The sequence below is a fragment of the Acinetobacter sp. V104_13 genome, from assembly GCF_031798995.1.
Taxonomy (GTDB): Bacteria; Pseudomonadota; Gammaproteobacteria; order Pseudomonadales; family Moraxellaceae; genus Acinetobacter; species Acinetobacter pittii.
In genome coordinates this window covers 761,781-776,826 of sequence record NZ_JAVQNP010000027.1, presented here as the reverse complement: position 1 = coordinate 776,826, position 15,046 = coordinate 761,781, and the positions used below count along the sequence as shown (strand labels likewise).

The following is a 15,046-nucleotide window of genomic DNA, read 5'->3' as shown; positions in this document are numbered from 1 at the left end:
CTTTTTATTTTATAAAATCATTTCTTTGGTAGGTGAGTTTGAAATGAAAGGTCTACAAACGCTCAATAGGGTTTAACCTCGTATAAGAATGTTACATCTAGCTACTTCAGTTATAAATTTCAAAACTATTTGCCCAGCATTAGATTTAAAATTTGATTCGATATAATACTTTTGGCTAATTTCTTATTGTGTGAAAATTGTGCAAATTATCAGTGTGAACTTTAAGGGCACACGAAATGGAAAACGTTAATCAATTTGCTCACGGAGCTGAGCATGAAGTCCACATACATTGCAAACGATCATTAAGCACTTTAATACTGAGTATGCTCGTATTAATTACAACTGGTCGTTAAAAGAAAAAGCACCTAAGGGTGCTTTTTCTATATGAGTTTAAAGTGAAACCTTTACTTAAGAGTCTATAAAGCCACGCCGTTTTTTGTAGGCTTTACGGTCATAAGAAGGGATGTTTGATTTCTGGAGATCAATCGCAAGTTGTTTCTTGCGTTGAAACTGAACTTCACTTAGAAGAGCAGCATAAATTTTGGGGCGATCAGTTTTAAACTTTTCTACATCCAACGGAATCGTATCTTCGTTCTTAACAATGTATAGCACAGAGCCATTGCCATTCATTTCATAAACCGTCCAACCAACTCGTACAATGTAGAGTCCGGTTTTCTGATTCTTACCTAAATAAGATTTAAAACCATCTGGATGAGGGCGAACATAAGCATTCATCATGCATCCTCCATCATCTGATTTATTTGATGAAAGCGACAATCAAAGAATTGATGGGGAACGGGACATCATATTCAGTAAAATCACGATTTCTAGTTGTTTATATATTGATCAATTTTCAAATTTCAAGTAAGAAAAAAGCGTTTATTAAATAAGCTGAATAAGAAATAAATATTAAAAATAACGGCTTATTTTTCTGTGAAAAAAAGCTTGATTTAAGTGTTTAGCGAGCAGAAAAAATAGCGCTTATTCTATGTTTCTGTGATCAATTTTGCATATTTAAAATTATTGAAATAGTAAGTGAATTTGTAGTCAGGTGGAGTTAATTGTTTGTTTTAAAATTAAAAAAATAAACTTCAATATTTCTTGTTACAACCATTATGTCGACAATAGATATTCCTTTTTGACATATTTCGCCTAGCATAACTAAAGAGTTCGTTGCCTATGGTGTCATTTATGTTTATTGGACTTGTGGTCACCATTTTGTTGACTCCAGGCCCAACAAATACATTGTTAGCCTCGGCTGGAATACAAGCAGGGGTGAAGCAGTCTCTTAAACTTATTCCTGCTGAAGTGATGGGTTATCTCATTGCAATTACTTCATGGGGTGTTTTGCTTGAGTCAGTTTCACATTTTATCCCTTGGCTTCCTGCCTTATTAAAGTTAATAAGTGCAACTTTTATTCTCTACCTTGCATTTAAACTTTGGATAACATCAACAAATGACATCAAATTAGACAACCCACTGATTACGCCTAAGGCTTTATTTGTTGCAACACTTTTAAATCCTAAAGCTTTACTCTTTGCTTCTGCTATTTTTCCACATGCAGCATGGGAAGTGCTTCACGTTTATTTTGTGCATATTGCTATTTTTTTATCATTAATTACACCCATTGCATTTTTATGGATTGCTTTTGGAACCGTATTAATTTCAAACAAAGTAACTTGGTTAAACCAACGTAATTTACAACGTACGGCTGCATTTATTTTAACTTTTTTTGCGATGCCAATCGGCTATTCTGCGATTAGCTCATTTTAAACTTAACCCTTTATTTATATTAAAAAATTTAATTTTCAGGAGATTTTCATGACAAGATTAAAAGTAATTATCAAGGATCAGTTTGATAAAAAATCAATTGCTTTGGCAAAAGTTAGACCCATGAATGACCATGCGCTTGAGCTTCATAAAAGCGTTGAACATATTGAAATTAATGACGATATTATTTTACCTAATATGGATTTGCTCTATGAAAACCCTAAAGACGGCAAAATTTATCAGTTAATTGGTCCATTCAGTGAGGAATAACTTTTAAATTAAATTTAACAATAACCATGAGCAGAGTTTGTGTTCCGTATGGTCTTACTAGAAGTCATTTAGTTAAGAGATGGTGAAAATTAAGCCAAACTAACGTATAGACACAATTAAAATATTGAACATCTAAAATGGTTATGGGACTATGCCTGTGTAAAAATGTGACCTAATCCACATTTTTGCATTTCAGGATTAAGTGGATTTCACTAAGCCCATTCCTTCAATGAGAAGTAGGAGTGGGCTTTTTTTATTCTTTAAATGTCTCGTCTAAAGCTTGTTGAACGGCTTCAATTCGTGATTTACACGCTTTATAAGCCGTAATAGATTCTTCAACAATCTTCATTAAATTATCGATATCTGGGCTTTCCTGAGATTCAAGTAATTCGGCATTTTTCTTCAAAATGTCATGACCATCTTTAAACGTTAACTCTTCATTCTTCATTTGGAATTACCTGCATAATGTTGGCTTCAACTACACCATCTTGCATCTCAATAGCAATGGCGGGGCTTGAAATTTGATGTATAGAGCGAATCGCTTTTCCTTCTGATCTAACAATTGCATAGCCCTTGGCCTGAACCTGTTTCGGGTTTTGCAAAAGAATTTCTTTCATCAAAGATTCGATTTGGGCTAATGAAAATTTAACTTGTTGCTGTGAGCTAAACTGAATACGTTCTTTCATCTGGTCAAGCAAACGATGTGCCGAGCTAAGTTGACTCTGTGCCGAAGATTTAATGTGATGAAGCAGTTGATCATTTTTGCTTTGATAGGTCGTGATTTGATGCTGAGAAAGTAGCTTAATCGTTTGCAGGCTATCTACAGCTTCTTGGACGCGTTCAACAATGTGGTTTCGGATACCAGCAATGACTTTACTTGGTGTATCAAATGAGCGATGGGCAATTTCATCAAGAATTGTACGGTCTTTTTCATGACCAATACCTACCCAAATCGGTACACTACGTTTGCAAAGTAGGGCGGCAAGTTCATAATCATTTAAATAAGCTAAATCATTTACCGATCCACCACCGCGAATAATCACAATCAAATCAGGTGGAAAGTTAAAGGTGCTGGCCCATTGTCTTAAACCTGAACCTAAGGATTCAATCAAACTGGTTGCAGCCGTGTTTCCTTGAAAAGTAGCGGTGTGATACACAAAATGGCAAACCCCATTTCGCTCAAGTGCATCTGCATCTTTTTTAAAGTCACCAAGGCCCGCAGCATTTTGAGGAGCAATGACTAAAACATTTTGAATATCAAAAGGAGTGGGAAGAAGTTTATTTTTATGGATTAAACCTTCTTGAGTAAGTCGTTCAATAATTTGCTGATAACGTTTAGCAATTTCACCCAACGTAAAGCTTGAGTCAATCTCTTCAATATTGACAGAAAATCCATATTGAGGATCAAAACGTGCTCTAATTTTGATGAGCACATTTAAGTCGCTCGAAATCTCAATACCAGTTTCACGTTCAAACTTTAAAACAATTTTACTCGCTGAAAATTTCCAGATCGTGGCTTTACAGCTAGCAATGACTTTATCAGTCTCGGCATCTTTTTCTGCGAGCTCTAAATAGTAATGGCCGCCCTTAATATTTAAATTTCGAATTTCTGCTTTTACCCAAACTGGCTCATCAAAAGCCACACGTATGACTTCCTGAACTGTGCCGAGATATTCACTAAGGGAAAACTGAGGTTCAGACATACGAACTAAAAATTAAAGGACCAATCTAGATAGTATAAAAGCCATCCAACCAAGGCAATTGTTGTCTATGAATATCGGGTTCTATTTAAAATAAATACAACAATTTAAAGAATTAAAAATTGAAATTGATAGATGAATTTAGACTGAATGGTTAAAATGAAAAAATAATAAAAAGAGAATTGTTAATAATTACAACCGATTAAAAAATAAAGTTTGCTTTATAAAATATATGAGCGTATAAAGCTTACTTCCAATTGCGGGGTGGAGCAGTCTGGTAGCTCGTCGGGCTCATAACCCGAAGGTCGTTGGTTCAAATCCGACTCCCGCATCCAAAAATATTATGCTCTGTGATGTACCACTTTTCATAATACGAAAATTATGAAAAGCAATTAGCTTATAAATAACCCTATATAAAGCTAAATATTAAATTCTAGACGAACTGTCCATACCCTAAATCTAGCGTTCTAATTACATACCGTAAAATCACATGAGCTCAGTGATGAGTGAATGATTGTGAATATAGTAAATGAGTGGCACATTGCCACAGCCGTAAATGGCAACGAAATTAATGTGAGGATTGTTCCTCATGTGCGTAAACAAAACTCTCTCGATGGATATCGTTGGGTCGAAGTCGGTAAAAAAATTCAACTTCAATCTGGTGAAGAAATTGAGTTAAACCAAGATGGTAAAAGCTTCTATACCGGGTTTAATCAACTTTATCGTTTAAATACATATTGTTGATAAAACCATGGTAATAAAGCGAGAAAACCTATCTCTTTTAAAGGAGATAGGTTTTTTTTATGTCTACAGATTATATAAATAATTAAAGTTATAAAAAGGCTGAAAGGATTAAAAAAGCTCGTATTATTATTTTAATTATATTTAATAACTAAATTAGCCTGCTCGCCAGAACTGTCGACCCATAACCTTAAAGTTTTTACCGTTCTCTTCAGTGACACGTCGGTCTCTAAATTTTTCATTTAAACTGTGCAAAATTAAAGAACCATCTGCCTCTTTAAAAATCTGTTTAATCATTCCTTCGCCAGCAAAGTAAACCGCATAAATCTCGCCATCAATGACTTCAGTCTGTGAGATATCAATACCCACCAAATCTCCGTCTTTAATGTAGTCGGTCATGCTGTCGCCTTTAGCTTTAATAATACGCATGCATTCTTGGGCAACGCGTTTTTCTTTAAAGAATGAAGCAGGGAATGGAATTTTTCCATTAATAGCATCAAAGTGAAATTCAATAGATTCGCCGGTCCCGCAAGAAAAGTTAGCTTCTACAACTTCAATCCAAACATATTGATCGGTAGATTCTGCACTTACTACAGTCGGGCTAAATACATCACTTTCTCTAAAAGAGTCTTCAGTATTCCCCGTCGTTAACCAATAACCATCCACTCCTAAAAATTGAGCAATTAAAGGAAGAAATGCGGATTTTAAATTTTTCCCTGACTCTAAAGCCTGATAGGCAGGTTGCGACATCTTTACAGCTTCTGCCACTTCAGCCTGAGTTTTTTTGGCTTTAATTCTAGAGTCTTTTAAACGGTCTTTAAGAGCCATAATGGTTACACCAGTAAACTTATAACAAATATATAACTTAAGTTATATAGAGTAAAACAACTATAGTTATTGACTAATAATAACTATAGTTATAATATCAGTTATATCTCAAGATGAATAGAGAAAATTTAAATGGTACCTAAGTCACTATTTATCGCTTTATCAAAGCTTTGAGATGGAAGCTAAATTTATTTTGTTTCTACAGGTAGCAGAATAAAAGGGAGATAGCTCAATTATTATTTGCAAACAGGCTATCAAAACAAAAATTGGAATAAAAAAAAGCCCGATTCCGTGGATCAGGCTTAATGTTCGTCGATAAAGGGTATCAAGAACATGAAGAATTTAACAAAGATTGTGAGACCTAACAAAAGTTTCCGATATACGGCAAAGCCTTATATGAACTTTTTGGTCAAAAAATTAAGACGTGTAAAAAGCTTAAATCCACAAAATTTAATACTTTTTTACATTTTTAGAAAAGGAAATATTTGTTTATAAATTAGTGGCTTAATTGCATATAGTTTGGTTCTTTATGATTGTTGTACCAGATGAAACGTTTCGAACACACATTTGTAGCCATAGCTTAGCTATATTGCTCAAAGAATGTATCAAAACCTCAAGAATAACAAACGATAAAGACGCCTTACTAACGAGTACATTGAGTTGGAGATAGTGAATGACTACAGCAATGCAGAACAGAGCTAAACAACTTAAAAATGCAAAACGTGGAGGGTATATCCCGACAATTGCCAAAGACGTAAACAAATATAAGGTACAAAAAATAAAAAGGGCACTTGAGGAGGCCAAGCAGATTGTAAATGAGCTTGAAGATGAAGCATTCGAATTCGATGATCAAGTCTCTATGCAAAAAGCGATTGGTGCAATCACAGTGATTGAGTTGATTGAACAAGCCTTAAACGGTGCACACTAACAGGCTTTAGCATACAAACATTCTTTCTCGGACCCTTGAAATAAATGGGGTCAAGGATAAGTTCGTCTTGCAATTTAGCGCTGCTTTAAAGCGTTAGTGTTTTTTATTGACTGTAATAAAGAAAACGAAGGGTATTAATAAACATTGAAAACCACAAACTAGTCAACGTGATGAGTTTTCAAGTTTTACCCTTTAGCGCAGGACAAAGTCATGGAAACAGTTTCTAGCAGTGGGTTAGCCACATTTTTAAATTTTTATAGTATTGCAATTATGGTGGCTCTAGCAGTCAGCTTAGTTGTCGCAGTTGTATTAATGATGCGTTTTCCTCGTTCTCCACAAGAATGGATTGTTGCTCTCATCTGTACCGTAGTTTCAAGCCTAACAGGCGGCTCATTCATTATTATGAAATGGAACCTGCATGAATGGGTATCCGATATTTGGGGAATGATCACCCTATCTGGATTCTTCTTCATTTGTGGTTTACCAGGCTGGGCTATTGTGAGATGGATATTTAACTTCATCAATAAACAAGAAGGTAAAACGATTGTAGAGGTCATCAAAGACCTAAAAAAAGCAAAAGATGATCTGCAAAATAGCTAAAGACAGCTTTAAATATAAAGGTAGAATAAAATGAATATTGATCAATACTTAGAAAAAGTTATCAGCCGTGAAGGCGGGTATGTTAACCATCCATCAGATCATGGCCATGCGACTAAATTTGGCATTACAGAAGCAGTCGCTCGATCGAACGGATATCAAGGCAACATGCAAGACTTGCCCTTAAGCGTCGCTAAATCTATTTATAAGCAAAAATACTGGCTTGAACCCCAGTTTGACCAGATTAATGCGATTAGCCCAGCTATTGCAGAAGAGTTACTGGATACAGCTATAAATTGTGGCGTCAATTTTACAAAGCCTTTATTACAACGTGCTTTAAATCTGCTGAATAAGCAGGGGAAGGAAGGTTGGCCAAATCTTGTGGTAGATGGTCAGTACGGATCTCTTACTTTGCAAGCACTAGCTATGTACTTAAATAGACGTAATAAAGAGGGAGAAAAAGTATTTGTGCGCATTTTAAATATTATGCAAGGGCAGCATTATATTGAAATTACCGAGAACAACCCTAACTACGAAGATTTCTTTTATGGTTGGATATTAAACAGAGTAACACTCTAAAAATGTATTAGAAGAGAACATGTTTAAAGATCAAATGAGTTAAAAAGCCTAACTATGAGTTAAGGCTTTTTAACAAATAATAGGTCGAGCAATGCTTTATTGTGCGATAAGTAAAATGGCAAGTAGAAAGAAAATAGCACCACTAATTTTATTGAGCATCGAGAAATTATTTCCAGCTAACATCTTCTCTTTAAAAATTGAAGAGAAATTTGCATAAACTAAATGAATTAAAAAACCAATAAAACAAAAGGTTAAAGAAAGAATTAAAAATTGATTTAAAATCTCTTTCTTGATATCAATAAATTGAGGGAAGAGTGCGATAAAAAATACGATTGTTTTAGGATTAAGCAAAGATGCGAATAGGCCCTGATAAAACAATTTAGATTTACTTACAGCTTTATCTTTTTGTTGATCGGTCATTAACTCTTGGGTTGCAAGTTTTTTAGTAAAGTTTTTATATCCGAGATACATTAAATAAAATGCACCAATAAATTTTAAAACCGTAAAAATAGTAGGGTTACTAGTAATAATAAGTCCTACACCGCTGGCAGAAATTACAGCAATCACAAACATACCAATAATTAAACCACTTATTCCAAACAAAGCAGTTTTAACACCATAGTTAATTGAATTTGTGACAGTAAATAAAACTCCCGGTCCTGGGCTTAATAGGGTAAGAAATGCTATTGTTATAAATACTAAAAGACCGCTCACGCTGATATATCCTATTTATCAATTGAGGCAAGATTGTGCGGTTACTTTAAATGAGAAAATAATCGTTGTATACAGAAGGTTATGTATATTTAAGTCTTACATAGATTAAATATTTAAAATATAGATTTGTATAAATAAATAGGGCATATAAAACTATAAAAGTGAAAGCAACATAAACACACAACGTTAAAAATTGAGCATGTTAGTATACTAAGTCTATACCTCAAGAAATCTATAGTATGACGAAAAATGAACGGCAGTTTAAATCTGGCGAGTTTCAATTTTCCTTTTTAGCGTTTAAATATTGGGGTATATGGTTTTTAGCTTTTATTCTAATGTTATTTGCGATGTTACCTTGGGCTATTCAATGGCGCCTTGCTGACTTACTATCAAAAATAGCGTGGAAATCTTTAAGTTCTCGAAGAAAAACTACACTACGTAATTTACAAGCATGTTTCCCAGAAAAAACACCTTTGCAAATTGAGGCAAAAGCTAAACAGGTTTTTGTTGATACTTTAACGGGTGTATTTGAAGCTTTAAATGCTTGGTATTGCCCAAATTGGTTTAAAAGTCGTGTTCACATAGATGGTTTAGAAAATTTAACCAATAATCAGGAAAATGGCGTACTTTTATTAGGTACCCACAGTACGCTTTTAGATGCAGGTGGAGCGGCGTGTACTTTATTCTTTAATATGGACGTGGTTTACCGACCTCAAAATAATCCGTTTTTAGATTTTTTGATTCATCGTAGTCGTGCGCGAGTGTATAAAAACCAAATTGCTCGAGACAACATGCGTGGACTCATACAAAACCTTAAACATGGGCATGCGATATGGTATAGCCCAGATCAGGATTTTGGCTTAAAACAAGGCGTAATGGCATCATTTTTTGGTATTCAGGCAGCTACTGTTACAGCGCATCGCAGACTAATGGATATCTCAAAAGCAGCAGCCGTGCCTTTATATTTTTATCGAAGTGGTGATATTCGTAACCCTCAATACCATGTGTTGGTAGAGCCAAAATTAGAAAACTTCCCGAGTGGCTGTGAAGTCAGTGACGCTGAAAGGGTAAACAAGATTATTGAGAATCAAATTCGAATTGCCCCTACACAATACATGTGGTTTCACCGACGCTTTAAAACACGTCCTGCTGGTGAACAGAAATTCTATTAATGGCGTCAGTAATTCAAGAATTAAAAGTACTTCTTTCAATTAAAATATAGAATATTAGATTTTTAATTGAAAGGATCTTTAATCAAATCAAGATGAAAGATGTTGAGTCAACACTATAAAATTTTTCTTGCTTTAATTATTTTGAATATGGATTGCAAATGATTTTGAAGCGTGTATAGTCGAGCATAACTAACAAAATATTCTTGTCATCATAAATTTCTATTTCGCAGTTTTATTTATAAGTCTTCGGTTCATTCAGATATTTAAGTTTTCACGTCTATTTTTTAGTTAAATTGGTTTCCCCAATAATAAGTTATAATATTTTAAAATTTAGGATAAATATATGTCTACTTCTACTGGTACAGTAAAATGGTTCAATGAAACTAAAGGTTTTGGTTTTATTGCGGCTGATGAAGGTAAGGATATTTTCGCTCATTTTACCGATATTCAAACACAAGGTTTTAAGGTTCTCTTAGAAGGCCAACGTGTTGAGTTTACTGTAGTACAGGGTAAAAAAGGCCCACAAGCTTCAAATATTGTGATTCTTCAGAATTCATAATTTCATAGAGCGACTAGAGTTGTTTTAAATATATTATTTAAATAGAATATGTTTAAGGCTAAAGCGCTTTAGAAGAGCTTAAAAACCCACTCTATCTTGTGGGTTTTTTATAAGTTTTAATTAAACTTATCTTTCAAAATAAAAAGCAGAATAAAAATATGCTCTTAAAAGTGCTTCTAAATTTTTTGTTAAAATATAAGTAATTAGGTGTATGGTACTCAAATGGATATTTGTATTGGCGGTATTTTAGACGGTCAAAAGATAGAAAATCATAATGATGTTTTTAAGATAGAAGAGCACTATTCAGACAATAGCTCTCAGTATGTTAAACAGCATTTCCACCTATTTGGAAAAATTTTTACCTTTTGGGTGTGCGAAGATATTGATTTACAACAGGCAATCAGAAAAGCCGAGAGAATTTTAGCGAATAAGAAAGAAACTCTTTAGTTGTTTGAACTAGAACACTTCCGTGCCTTAATTTGGTTTAAAGATTTTCTTATTAAGTAATAGATATTTTTTATATTAGCTTAATAGAATTCGTTACAGAATTTTTTACAATACTCTTGTATATGTTACACAGCTTAACATTTTTTTTGTGGTATTTACTAACAATAGTAATACATTAGGCTTAATCTAAAGTTGTTTTATTTATTGCGCGAATAAAACAAAACCCACTTTAATAATATATCTTATTAAAGTGGGTTCTTTATTCAGACGGTCATCATTAATTCAATATACATAATTAAATTATAGATAATATTTGTTGTTATAAACCTCTCTTAAGAAAGGAAAACATTTTAAATGTTAAGTGCAGTACAACCTAATATTTGTTTTATTGGCAGTAGTAATCTAGCTTTAGCGTTAATAGGAGGGTTGGTTTTAAAAGGATTTAAAAAAGAAAAAATACACCTCATTGAAGAGAAAAAGATTAATGATACAAATGCTTTAAAGCAAAAGGAAAATGGACTAAAAAAAGCTGAAATTGTTGTTTTACTACTAGAGCCTAAACAGTTAAAAGAAACACTTATACCGCTAAAAAAATGGTTAGCTAGTAAAATTATAGTTTCTATGATGGCGGGAGTAGATATTGCAAACTTGACTCGTTTTACGGGTTCGAAAAAAATTGTTCGAGTAATTTCAAATCCGCCTGTGCTGACGCATACGGGGACACATGTGCTTATTGCTTCAGAGCAAATGGACCAGCTTGATAAAGACCTAATCGAAATGCTGTACTCTGCAACGGGTCAGACTTTTTGGGCGCCGTCTGAAACGCAGTCAGACGCAATTATTGCTTTGTCTGGTTCTGGGCCGGCTTACTTTTTCTATATTTTAGACAGCATGATAAAGACAGGGGTTTCTTTAGGACTTGATAAACAATTTGCTCTAGATTTAGCACTCCAAGCGGCTAGTGGCGCAGTTGAAATGGTCCGTAAAAGTAATGTTCCACCTGCGGATCTGTGTGGCAAGGTGACCTTGGCTAACGGGATTACCGAATCAGCACTCAGAATGTTTGAGCTAGGAAATGTATCTGATGATATACGTTTAGCTATGAAGGCCGCATATCATCGTAGTAAAGAAATCACTTCAGAAATTATTACTGAGGTGAGTTAGCGCTTCTTTAGCAAACTAGGCCTTTAAAAAGTATTCCCAAATAACGAAGCCTAAGCCAAACCCAATAAACGAGTAGAGAGTAATAATAAAGAATACAAAACTGGCCTTATTTTTTTTCTTCAAAATGTTCATGGCGATGCCTCCAATTCAGATTAATTACATTTTGAAGAAGTGAAGGCTGTAATCATAGATACAGAATTTTTTAAAAAAAATATAACAGAGCTATCATCTGTTATATTTTCAAGGTTTTTCCTTAATAAAGATTTTAAAATCAATAAATTAAAGATTTAACTGTCAGCGTTTAACCTTTTTATTCAATTAGCATTAAATCGGCTGTATTAGCAGATTTGAGAGGGCGTAGGGCAAAGGTCGAACGGGTGTGGCGTATTCCTTTAATTGAATAAAGTTTTTTTCTTAAAAATCGTTCGTAATGGTCAGCATCTTTGACTGCTACTTTAACCAGATAATCATAGTCACCTGTGACAAGATGCGCTTCCACTACTTCAGGTATATCTGCTAATGCTTCACTGAAATTTTCTAGCATTTCGTCATCATGGCGCTCTAAAGTAATTTCAATAAAAAAGACTTCATGAATGCCAATCGCTTTTTGGTTTACGTTTACCGTATATCCTTCAATAATTTTTAAAGTTTCCAGACGTTTCAGTCGAGTCCAGCACGGAGAAGATGAAAGCCCTACTTCTTCGGCCAGTTGAGCAACGGTTAAACGGCCATTTCCACGTAATGCAGATAAAATTTTCCGATCTATACGATCTAGTGTGTATTCTGTTCTGTTCAAAATATAAACCAAAGAAGAATCTTCTGATAAAAATCAATATACTTCATTTTTATGCTGTGAATGTTTAAAAATTTTAAAAAATACAGGAAACATTTTGAGTCAAAGGTAAATACACTATTTCTATGCATCGAACCTTTCTGGATAGAGGTTGGGATGGAGCAAAGAGCACTGTTTCAGTAAGGGTGACTAAACAGTGCTCTTTGCGGATTTCTTATTAATCTTTAAATCTATTTTTATTAACTGGCATGATATGTCAAAACAAATCAAATAATAACTTTTATTTATCAATTGAAGAAAAACTAATCATTATTTTTTATCTAAATTTTCCTTTAATGTAATTCCATTACAAAGGAGGAGCAAGGTTATGATCACCCAGCATGATATAAATCAAAAACAATATCAAAATAAATCTCTCGACTATTTAAATAGCCAAGCTCATTCTGAAGGTATTGAATTTAATAAATTTATTAATGAAATTCAGAAAATTGAAAAAGCTGTAGTCCTTGATTTAGGCTGTGGTGGTGGGCATGTTTCCTACAATGTTGCTCCGCATGCGGACCTTGTTTTTGCCTACGATTTATCTCATGAAATGTTAGACACCGTGTCTAAGGCTGCCAGCCAACGCAAATTAAAAAATATCTTTGTGCAGCAGGGCATTGCTGAAGATATGCCTTTTAGTGATCAGCAGTTTGATGTAGTCATTAGCCGATATTCTGCGCATCATTGGCAACATGTTCCGACTGCCATGAAAGAAGTAAACCGCGTGCTTAAGCCAGATGGCATTGTTATTTTTGTAGACATTATCAGTTCTAGCTCGCCTATATTGGATACGTTTTTACAGACCATCGAAACGATTCGAGACCCAAGTCATGTACGAAACTATAGTGTGAAAGAGTGGGTCTATTTTATTGAAGATGCAGGCTTTGATTTGGTGGGTTTAGATAAACAAACGCTTTCGTTAGACTTTGATAGTTGGGTAAAGCGAATGAAAACGCCTGAAGATCAAATCAAAACTTTACGTTATTTGCAGGAAGGTTCATCTGACCTTGTGAAGAAATATTTCAAAATTCAAAATGACGGTAGCTTTGAAAGCCATGTGGGCTATTTTATCTTTAAGAAATTAGGATTTTAAAGCGCTGAAATGAGTAAGGGTTTTAGTAGATTAGAAATGGATTAAATATCACTAAAACTCTTTTCCGAATAACTCGAATAATATTAAAGATGGTTATAAAACAAATTTAATATCATTCACTTGATAAAAATTAATCACCCAATTTTATTAAGGTGATTAAGTATTCAAAAGAGAGGAGGGTTATCCCATTTTCTTTATTATTAATAGACACTTATAAATAATTATTATTTAATACGCCCGCAATATTATCACTAATATTTTTAATAACTTTGTCGGGGAAATAATGCGTAATATTTTAGTAACGATTTTCACTTTATTCTTAGCAACATCAATTTATGCTGCTCAAGAGTCTAGAAATCTTCTAGAGCAAACCCAGTGCGAGAAAGCAGTGGAACTGCATGGTTTTTTAAGCCGTGCTCAGCTCGATTGTAATTATCACTATTATTCAGAAGAGTTAAAGGATGCTGCCGCAAAATGTACTAAACATGATCTTGGCGAAAAATATGGTAGAGAAGTCATGAAATTTGGTATGAAGGAGTTTGAAGAGCGCAAGAAAGAAGATACACAGGGCCACTTTTGTCATAAGGTTTTAAAAGAGTTCCCAAAATATATTAAACAATAAAAAATAAGGTTTTAAAAACCGATTCTAGCAAGCCGATAAAATGGATTTAATTATTCATTTTATCGGTGTATCAATTGATCTAGTCTGCAAATTAAAATTCCTCTTAAATAAATAGAACTAATAAATTAATAGAGATATATTTTTAAAAGTATATTCTTATTTTTAACACTAAAAAGAGCTTAGAAGGCGAAAATTATGACTATAAAGGAAGTTGCAAGTCCAATTGACTTAAGAAAAGCTGCTGATGCTCTAGAGTGGGCTGAAGAAGTAAATATGAAGCGTCCTTGGAGATACGAGTTTTTTAGCATGTATGTGGCTGAGATTAAGTCACTCAATATAAAAAAACCTAAAATTCTTGAGATAGGTGCTGGTCCAGGCTATTTAGCAAAAATTTTATTAGAAAATATAGAGTTTGCAGAATATACAGCTTTAGATTTTTCAGAAGCTATGCATGAGTTGTCTAGAAAAAATTTAGGATTACTCTCGAATAAGGCTAACTACTTAACCGCAAATTTTAAAGACAATGGTTGGTATGATGTATGCCAACAAGAAACTTACGATGTCGTTATCATTCATCAAGCTTTACATGAGTTAAGACATAAAGATTTTGCTAAAGGTTTTCACATACAAGTTAGAAATCATCTATTAAATGAAAACTCTTTATATATTGTCACCGATCATATCGTCAAAGATGAGGAAGGGATGAAAAATAAAGACTTATATATGACAATTGATGAGCATATACATACATTTTCTTTAGCTGGTTTTAAGAATATTCAATTATTAAAAGAAAAGAATGCATTATGTTCTTTTAAAGTTTCTTAAGCTGCTTTCAACAATTATTTAATTTTATAAACAAAAGCTTTAGTAATGGATTAGTAAATATTTTACTTATATTTTTAAAGCTTTATTTGTAGCCAATATCACATTGACACCTAAAACCCCTCCGATTATCCTTTGCCTGCTGGCCACATTGCCAGTCGGCTTTGACAGGCCGCATACCCAAAGCACACGAAAAAGTCTCTCT

The 15,046-nt window shown here is 33.7% G+C and carries 20 protein-coding genes and 1 tRNA gene; 14 read left to right on the top strand and 7 right to left on the bottom strand.

What is annotated here, in order from left to right; genetic code table 11:
- Nucleotides 1-408 precede the first annotated feature (408 nt).
- The gene (locus RMB06_RS16505; protein WP_002119931.1) at nucleotides 409-738 is read right to left on the bottom strand and encodes a hypothetical protein; all 330 of its coding nucleotides are present in this window, start codon (nucleotides 736-738) and stop codon (nucleotides 409-411) included.
- Between the two features lie 441 nt (nucleotides 739-1,179).
- On the opposite strand from RMB06_RS16505, the gene RMB06_RS16500 reads away from it, so the two are divergent.
- Nucleotides 1,180-1,773: a LysE family translocator gene (locus RMB06_RS16500; protein WP_005076893.1), complete on the top strand. Its 594-nt coding sequence runs from the start codon at nucleotides 1,180-1,182 to the stop codon at nucleotides 1,771-1,773.
- Between the two features lie 48 nt (nucleotides 1,774-1,821).
- A complete protein-coding gene (locus tag RMB06_RS16495; RefSeq protein ID WP_057062327.1) occupies nucleotides 1,822-2,040 on the top strand; it encodes a hypothetical protein in 219 nt (72 codons plus the stop codon).
- Nucleotides 2,041-2,293: 253 nt separating this feature from the next.
- Here RMB06_RS16495 and xseB read toward each other — a convergent pair whose 3' ends face one another.
- Both xseB and xseA read right to left on the bottom strand, forming a co-directional pair.
- Complete coding sequence (gene xseB / locus RMB06_RS16490; protein ID WP_002119890.1) at nucleotides 2,294-2,488, bottom strand: exodeoxyribonuclease VII small subunit; 195 nt, start codon at nucleotides 2,486-2,488, stop codon at nucleotides 2,294-2,296.
- On the bottom strand, nucleotides 2,478-3,743 hold the full coding sequence (gene xseA, locus RMB06_RS16485) for an exodeoxyribonuclease VII large subunit (protein WP_311080371.1): 1,266 nt from the start codon (nucleotides 3,741-3,743) through the stop codon (nucleotides 2,478-2,480). Before xseA ends, xseB begins: the two co-directional genes overlap by 11 nt.
- A gap of 255 nt (nucleotides 3,744-3,998) precedes the next feature.
- Here xseA and RMB06_RS16480 point away from each other — a divergent pair.
- Nucleotides 3,999-4,075, top strand: a tRNA-Met gene (locus RMB06_RS16480).
- A 175-nt stretch (nucleotides 4,076-4,250) separates the two neighbouring features.
- Entirely contained in the window at nucleotides 4,251-4,484 is a 234-nt protein-coding gene (locus tag RMB06_RS16475) for a hypothetical protein (RefSeq protein ID WP_005070233.1), read from the top strand.
- 153 nt (nucleotides 4,485-4,637) lie between these two features.
- On the opposite strand, the gene RMB06_RS16470 is transcribed toward RMB06_RS16475, so the two are convergent.
- Nucleotides 4,638-5,309, bottom strand: coding sequence for a LexA family transcriptional regulator (locus tag RMB06_RS16470; protein WP_002119885.1), 672 nt, complete (start codon nucleotides 5,307-5,309; stop codon nucleotides 4,638-4,640).
- 673 nt (nucleotides 5,310-5,982) lie between these two features.
- Between RMB06_RS16470 and RMB06_RS16465 the strand changes: the two genes are divergently transcribed.
- The 3 genes from RMB06_RS16465 to RMB06_RS16455 all read left to right on the top strand — a co-directional run bounded on the left by RMB06_RS16465 (nucleotide 5,983) and on the right by RMB06_RS16455 (nucleotide 7,413).
- Complete coding sequence (locus RMB06_RS16465) at nucleotides 5,983-6,237, top strand: hypothetical protein (protein ID WP_039757565.1); 255 nt, start codon at nucleotides 5,983-5,985, stop codon at nucleotides 6,235-6,237.
- Nucleotides 6,238-6,447: 210 nt separating this feature from the next.
- The gene (locus RMB06_RS16460; protein ID WP_002119864.1) at nucleotides 6,448-6,837 is read left to right on the top strand and encodes a hypothetical protein; all 390 of its coding nucleotides are present in this window, start codon (nucleotides 6,448-6,450) and stop codon (nucleotides 6,835-6,837) included.
- A 30-nt stretch (nucleotides 6,838-6,867) separates the two neighbouring features.
- Complete coding sequence (locus RMB06_RS16455; protein WP_068529566.1) at nucleotides 6,868-7,413, top strand: glycoside hydrolase family 108 protein; 546 nt, start codon at nucleotides 6,868-6,870, stop codon at nucleotides 7,411-7,413.
- A 96-nt stretch (nucleotides 7,414-7,509) separates the two neighbouring features.
- Here RMB06_RS16455 and RMB06_RS16450 read toward each other — a convergent pair whose 3' ends face one another.
- Nucleotides 7,510-8,127: a LysE family translocator gene (locus RMB06_RS16450; RefSeq protein WP_063098453.1), complete on the bottom strand. Its 618-nt coding sequence runs from the start codon at nucleotides 8,125-8,127 to the stop codon at nucleotides 7,510-7,512.
- A 239-nt stretch (nucleotides 8,128-8,366) separates the two neighbouring features.
- Here RMB06_RS16450 and RMB06_RS16445 point away from each other — a divergent pair, with 239 nt between their 5' ends.
- The 4 genes from RMB06_RS16445 (at nucleotide 8,367) to RMB06_RS16430 (ending at nucleotide 11,469) form a co-directional block, all read left to right on the top strand.
- A complete protein-coding gene (locus RMB06_RS16445; RefSeq protein WP_032056596.1) occupies nucleotides 8,367-9,299 on the top strand; it encodes a lauroyl acyltransferase in 933 nt (310 codons plus the stop codon).
- Nucleotides 9,300-9,642: 343 nt separating this feature from the next.
- Nucleotides 9,643-9,858 (top strand): cold-shock protein, encoded by a 216-nt coding sequence (locus RMB06_RS16440; protein WP_005070223.1) that lies wholly within the window; start codon nucleotides 9,643-9,645, stop codon nucleotides 9,856-9,858.
- 222 nt (nucleotides 9,859-10,080) lie between these two features.
- Nucleotides 10,081-10,305 carry a hypothetical protein gene (locus RMB06_RS16435; protein ID WP_002117453.1) on the top strand — a complete coding sequence of 75 codons (225 nt, stop codon included), beginning with the start codon at nucleotides 10,081-10,083 and terminating at the stop codon, nucleotides 10,303-10,305.
- A 354-nt stretch (nucleotides 10,306-10,659) separates the two neighbouring features.
- Complete coding sequence (locus tag RMB06_RS16430) at nucleotides 10,660-11,469, top strand: pyrroline-5-carboxylate reductase (RefSeq protein WP_017403101.1); 810 nt, start codon at nucleotides 10,660-10,662, stop codon at nucleotides 11,467-11,469.
- Nucleotides 11,470-11,484: 15 nt separating this feature from the next.
- On the opposite strand, the gene RMB06_RS16425 is transcribed toward RMB06_RS16430, so the two are convergent.
- Nucleotides 11,485-11,601 carry a hypothetical protein gene (locus tag RMB06_RS16425; RefSeq protein WP_002117441.1) on the bottom strand — a complete coding sequence of 39 codons (117 nt, stop codon included), beginning with the start codon at nucleotides 11,599-11,601 and terminating at the stop codon, nucleotides 11,485-11,487.
- 178 nt (nucleotides 11,602-11,779) lie between these two features.
- Nucleotides 11,780-12,265 carry an Lrp/AsnC family transcriptional regulator gene (locus RMB06_RS16420; protein ID WP_031944142.1) on the bottom strand — a complete coding sequence of 162 codons (486 nt, stop codon included), beginning with the start codon at nucleotides 12,263-12,265 and terminating at the stop codon, nucleotides 11,780-11,782.
- Between the two features lie 364 nt (nucleotides 12,266-12,629).
- Between RMB06_RS16420 and RMB06_RS16415 the strand changes: the two genes are divergently transcribed.
- The 3 genes from RMB06_RS16415 to RMB06_RS16405 all read left to right on the top strand — a co-directional run bounded on the left by RMB06_RS16415 (nucleotide 12,630) and on the right by RMB06_RS16405 (nucleotide 14,844).
- On the top strand, nucleotides 12,630-13,397 hold the full coding sequence (locus RMB06_RS16415) for a class I SAM-dependent methyltransferase (RefSeq protein WP_199112134.1): 768 nt from the start codon (nucleotides 12,630-12,632) through the stop codon (nucleotides 13,395-13,397).
- A gap of 283 nt (nucleotides 13,398-13,680) precedes the next feature.
- Nucleotides 13,681-14,019: a hypothetical protein gene (locus tag RMB06_RS16410; RefSeq protein WP_017481398.1), complete on the top strand. Its 339-nt coding sequence runs from the start codon at nucleotides 13,681-13,683 to the stop codon at nucleotides 14,017-14,019.
- A 195-nt stretch (nucleotides 14,020-14,214) separates the two neighbouring features.
- Entirely contained in the window at nucleotides 14,215-14,844 is a 630-nt protein-coding gene (locus RMB06_RS16405) for a class I SAM-dependent methyltransferase (RefSeq protein WP_119685685.1), read from the top strand.
- The last annotated feature ends 202 nt before the right edge of the window (nucleotides 14,845-15,046 follow it).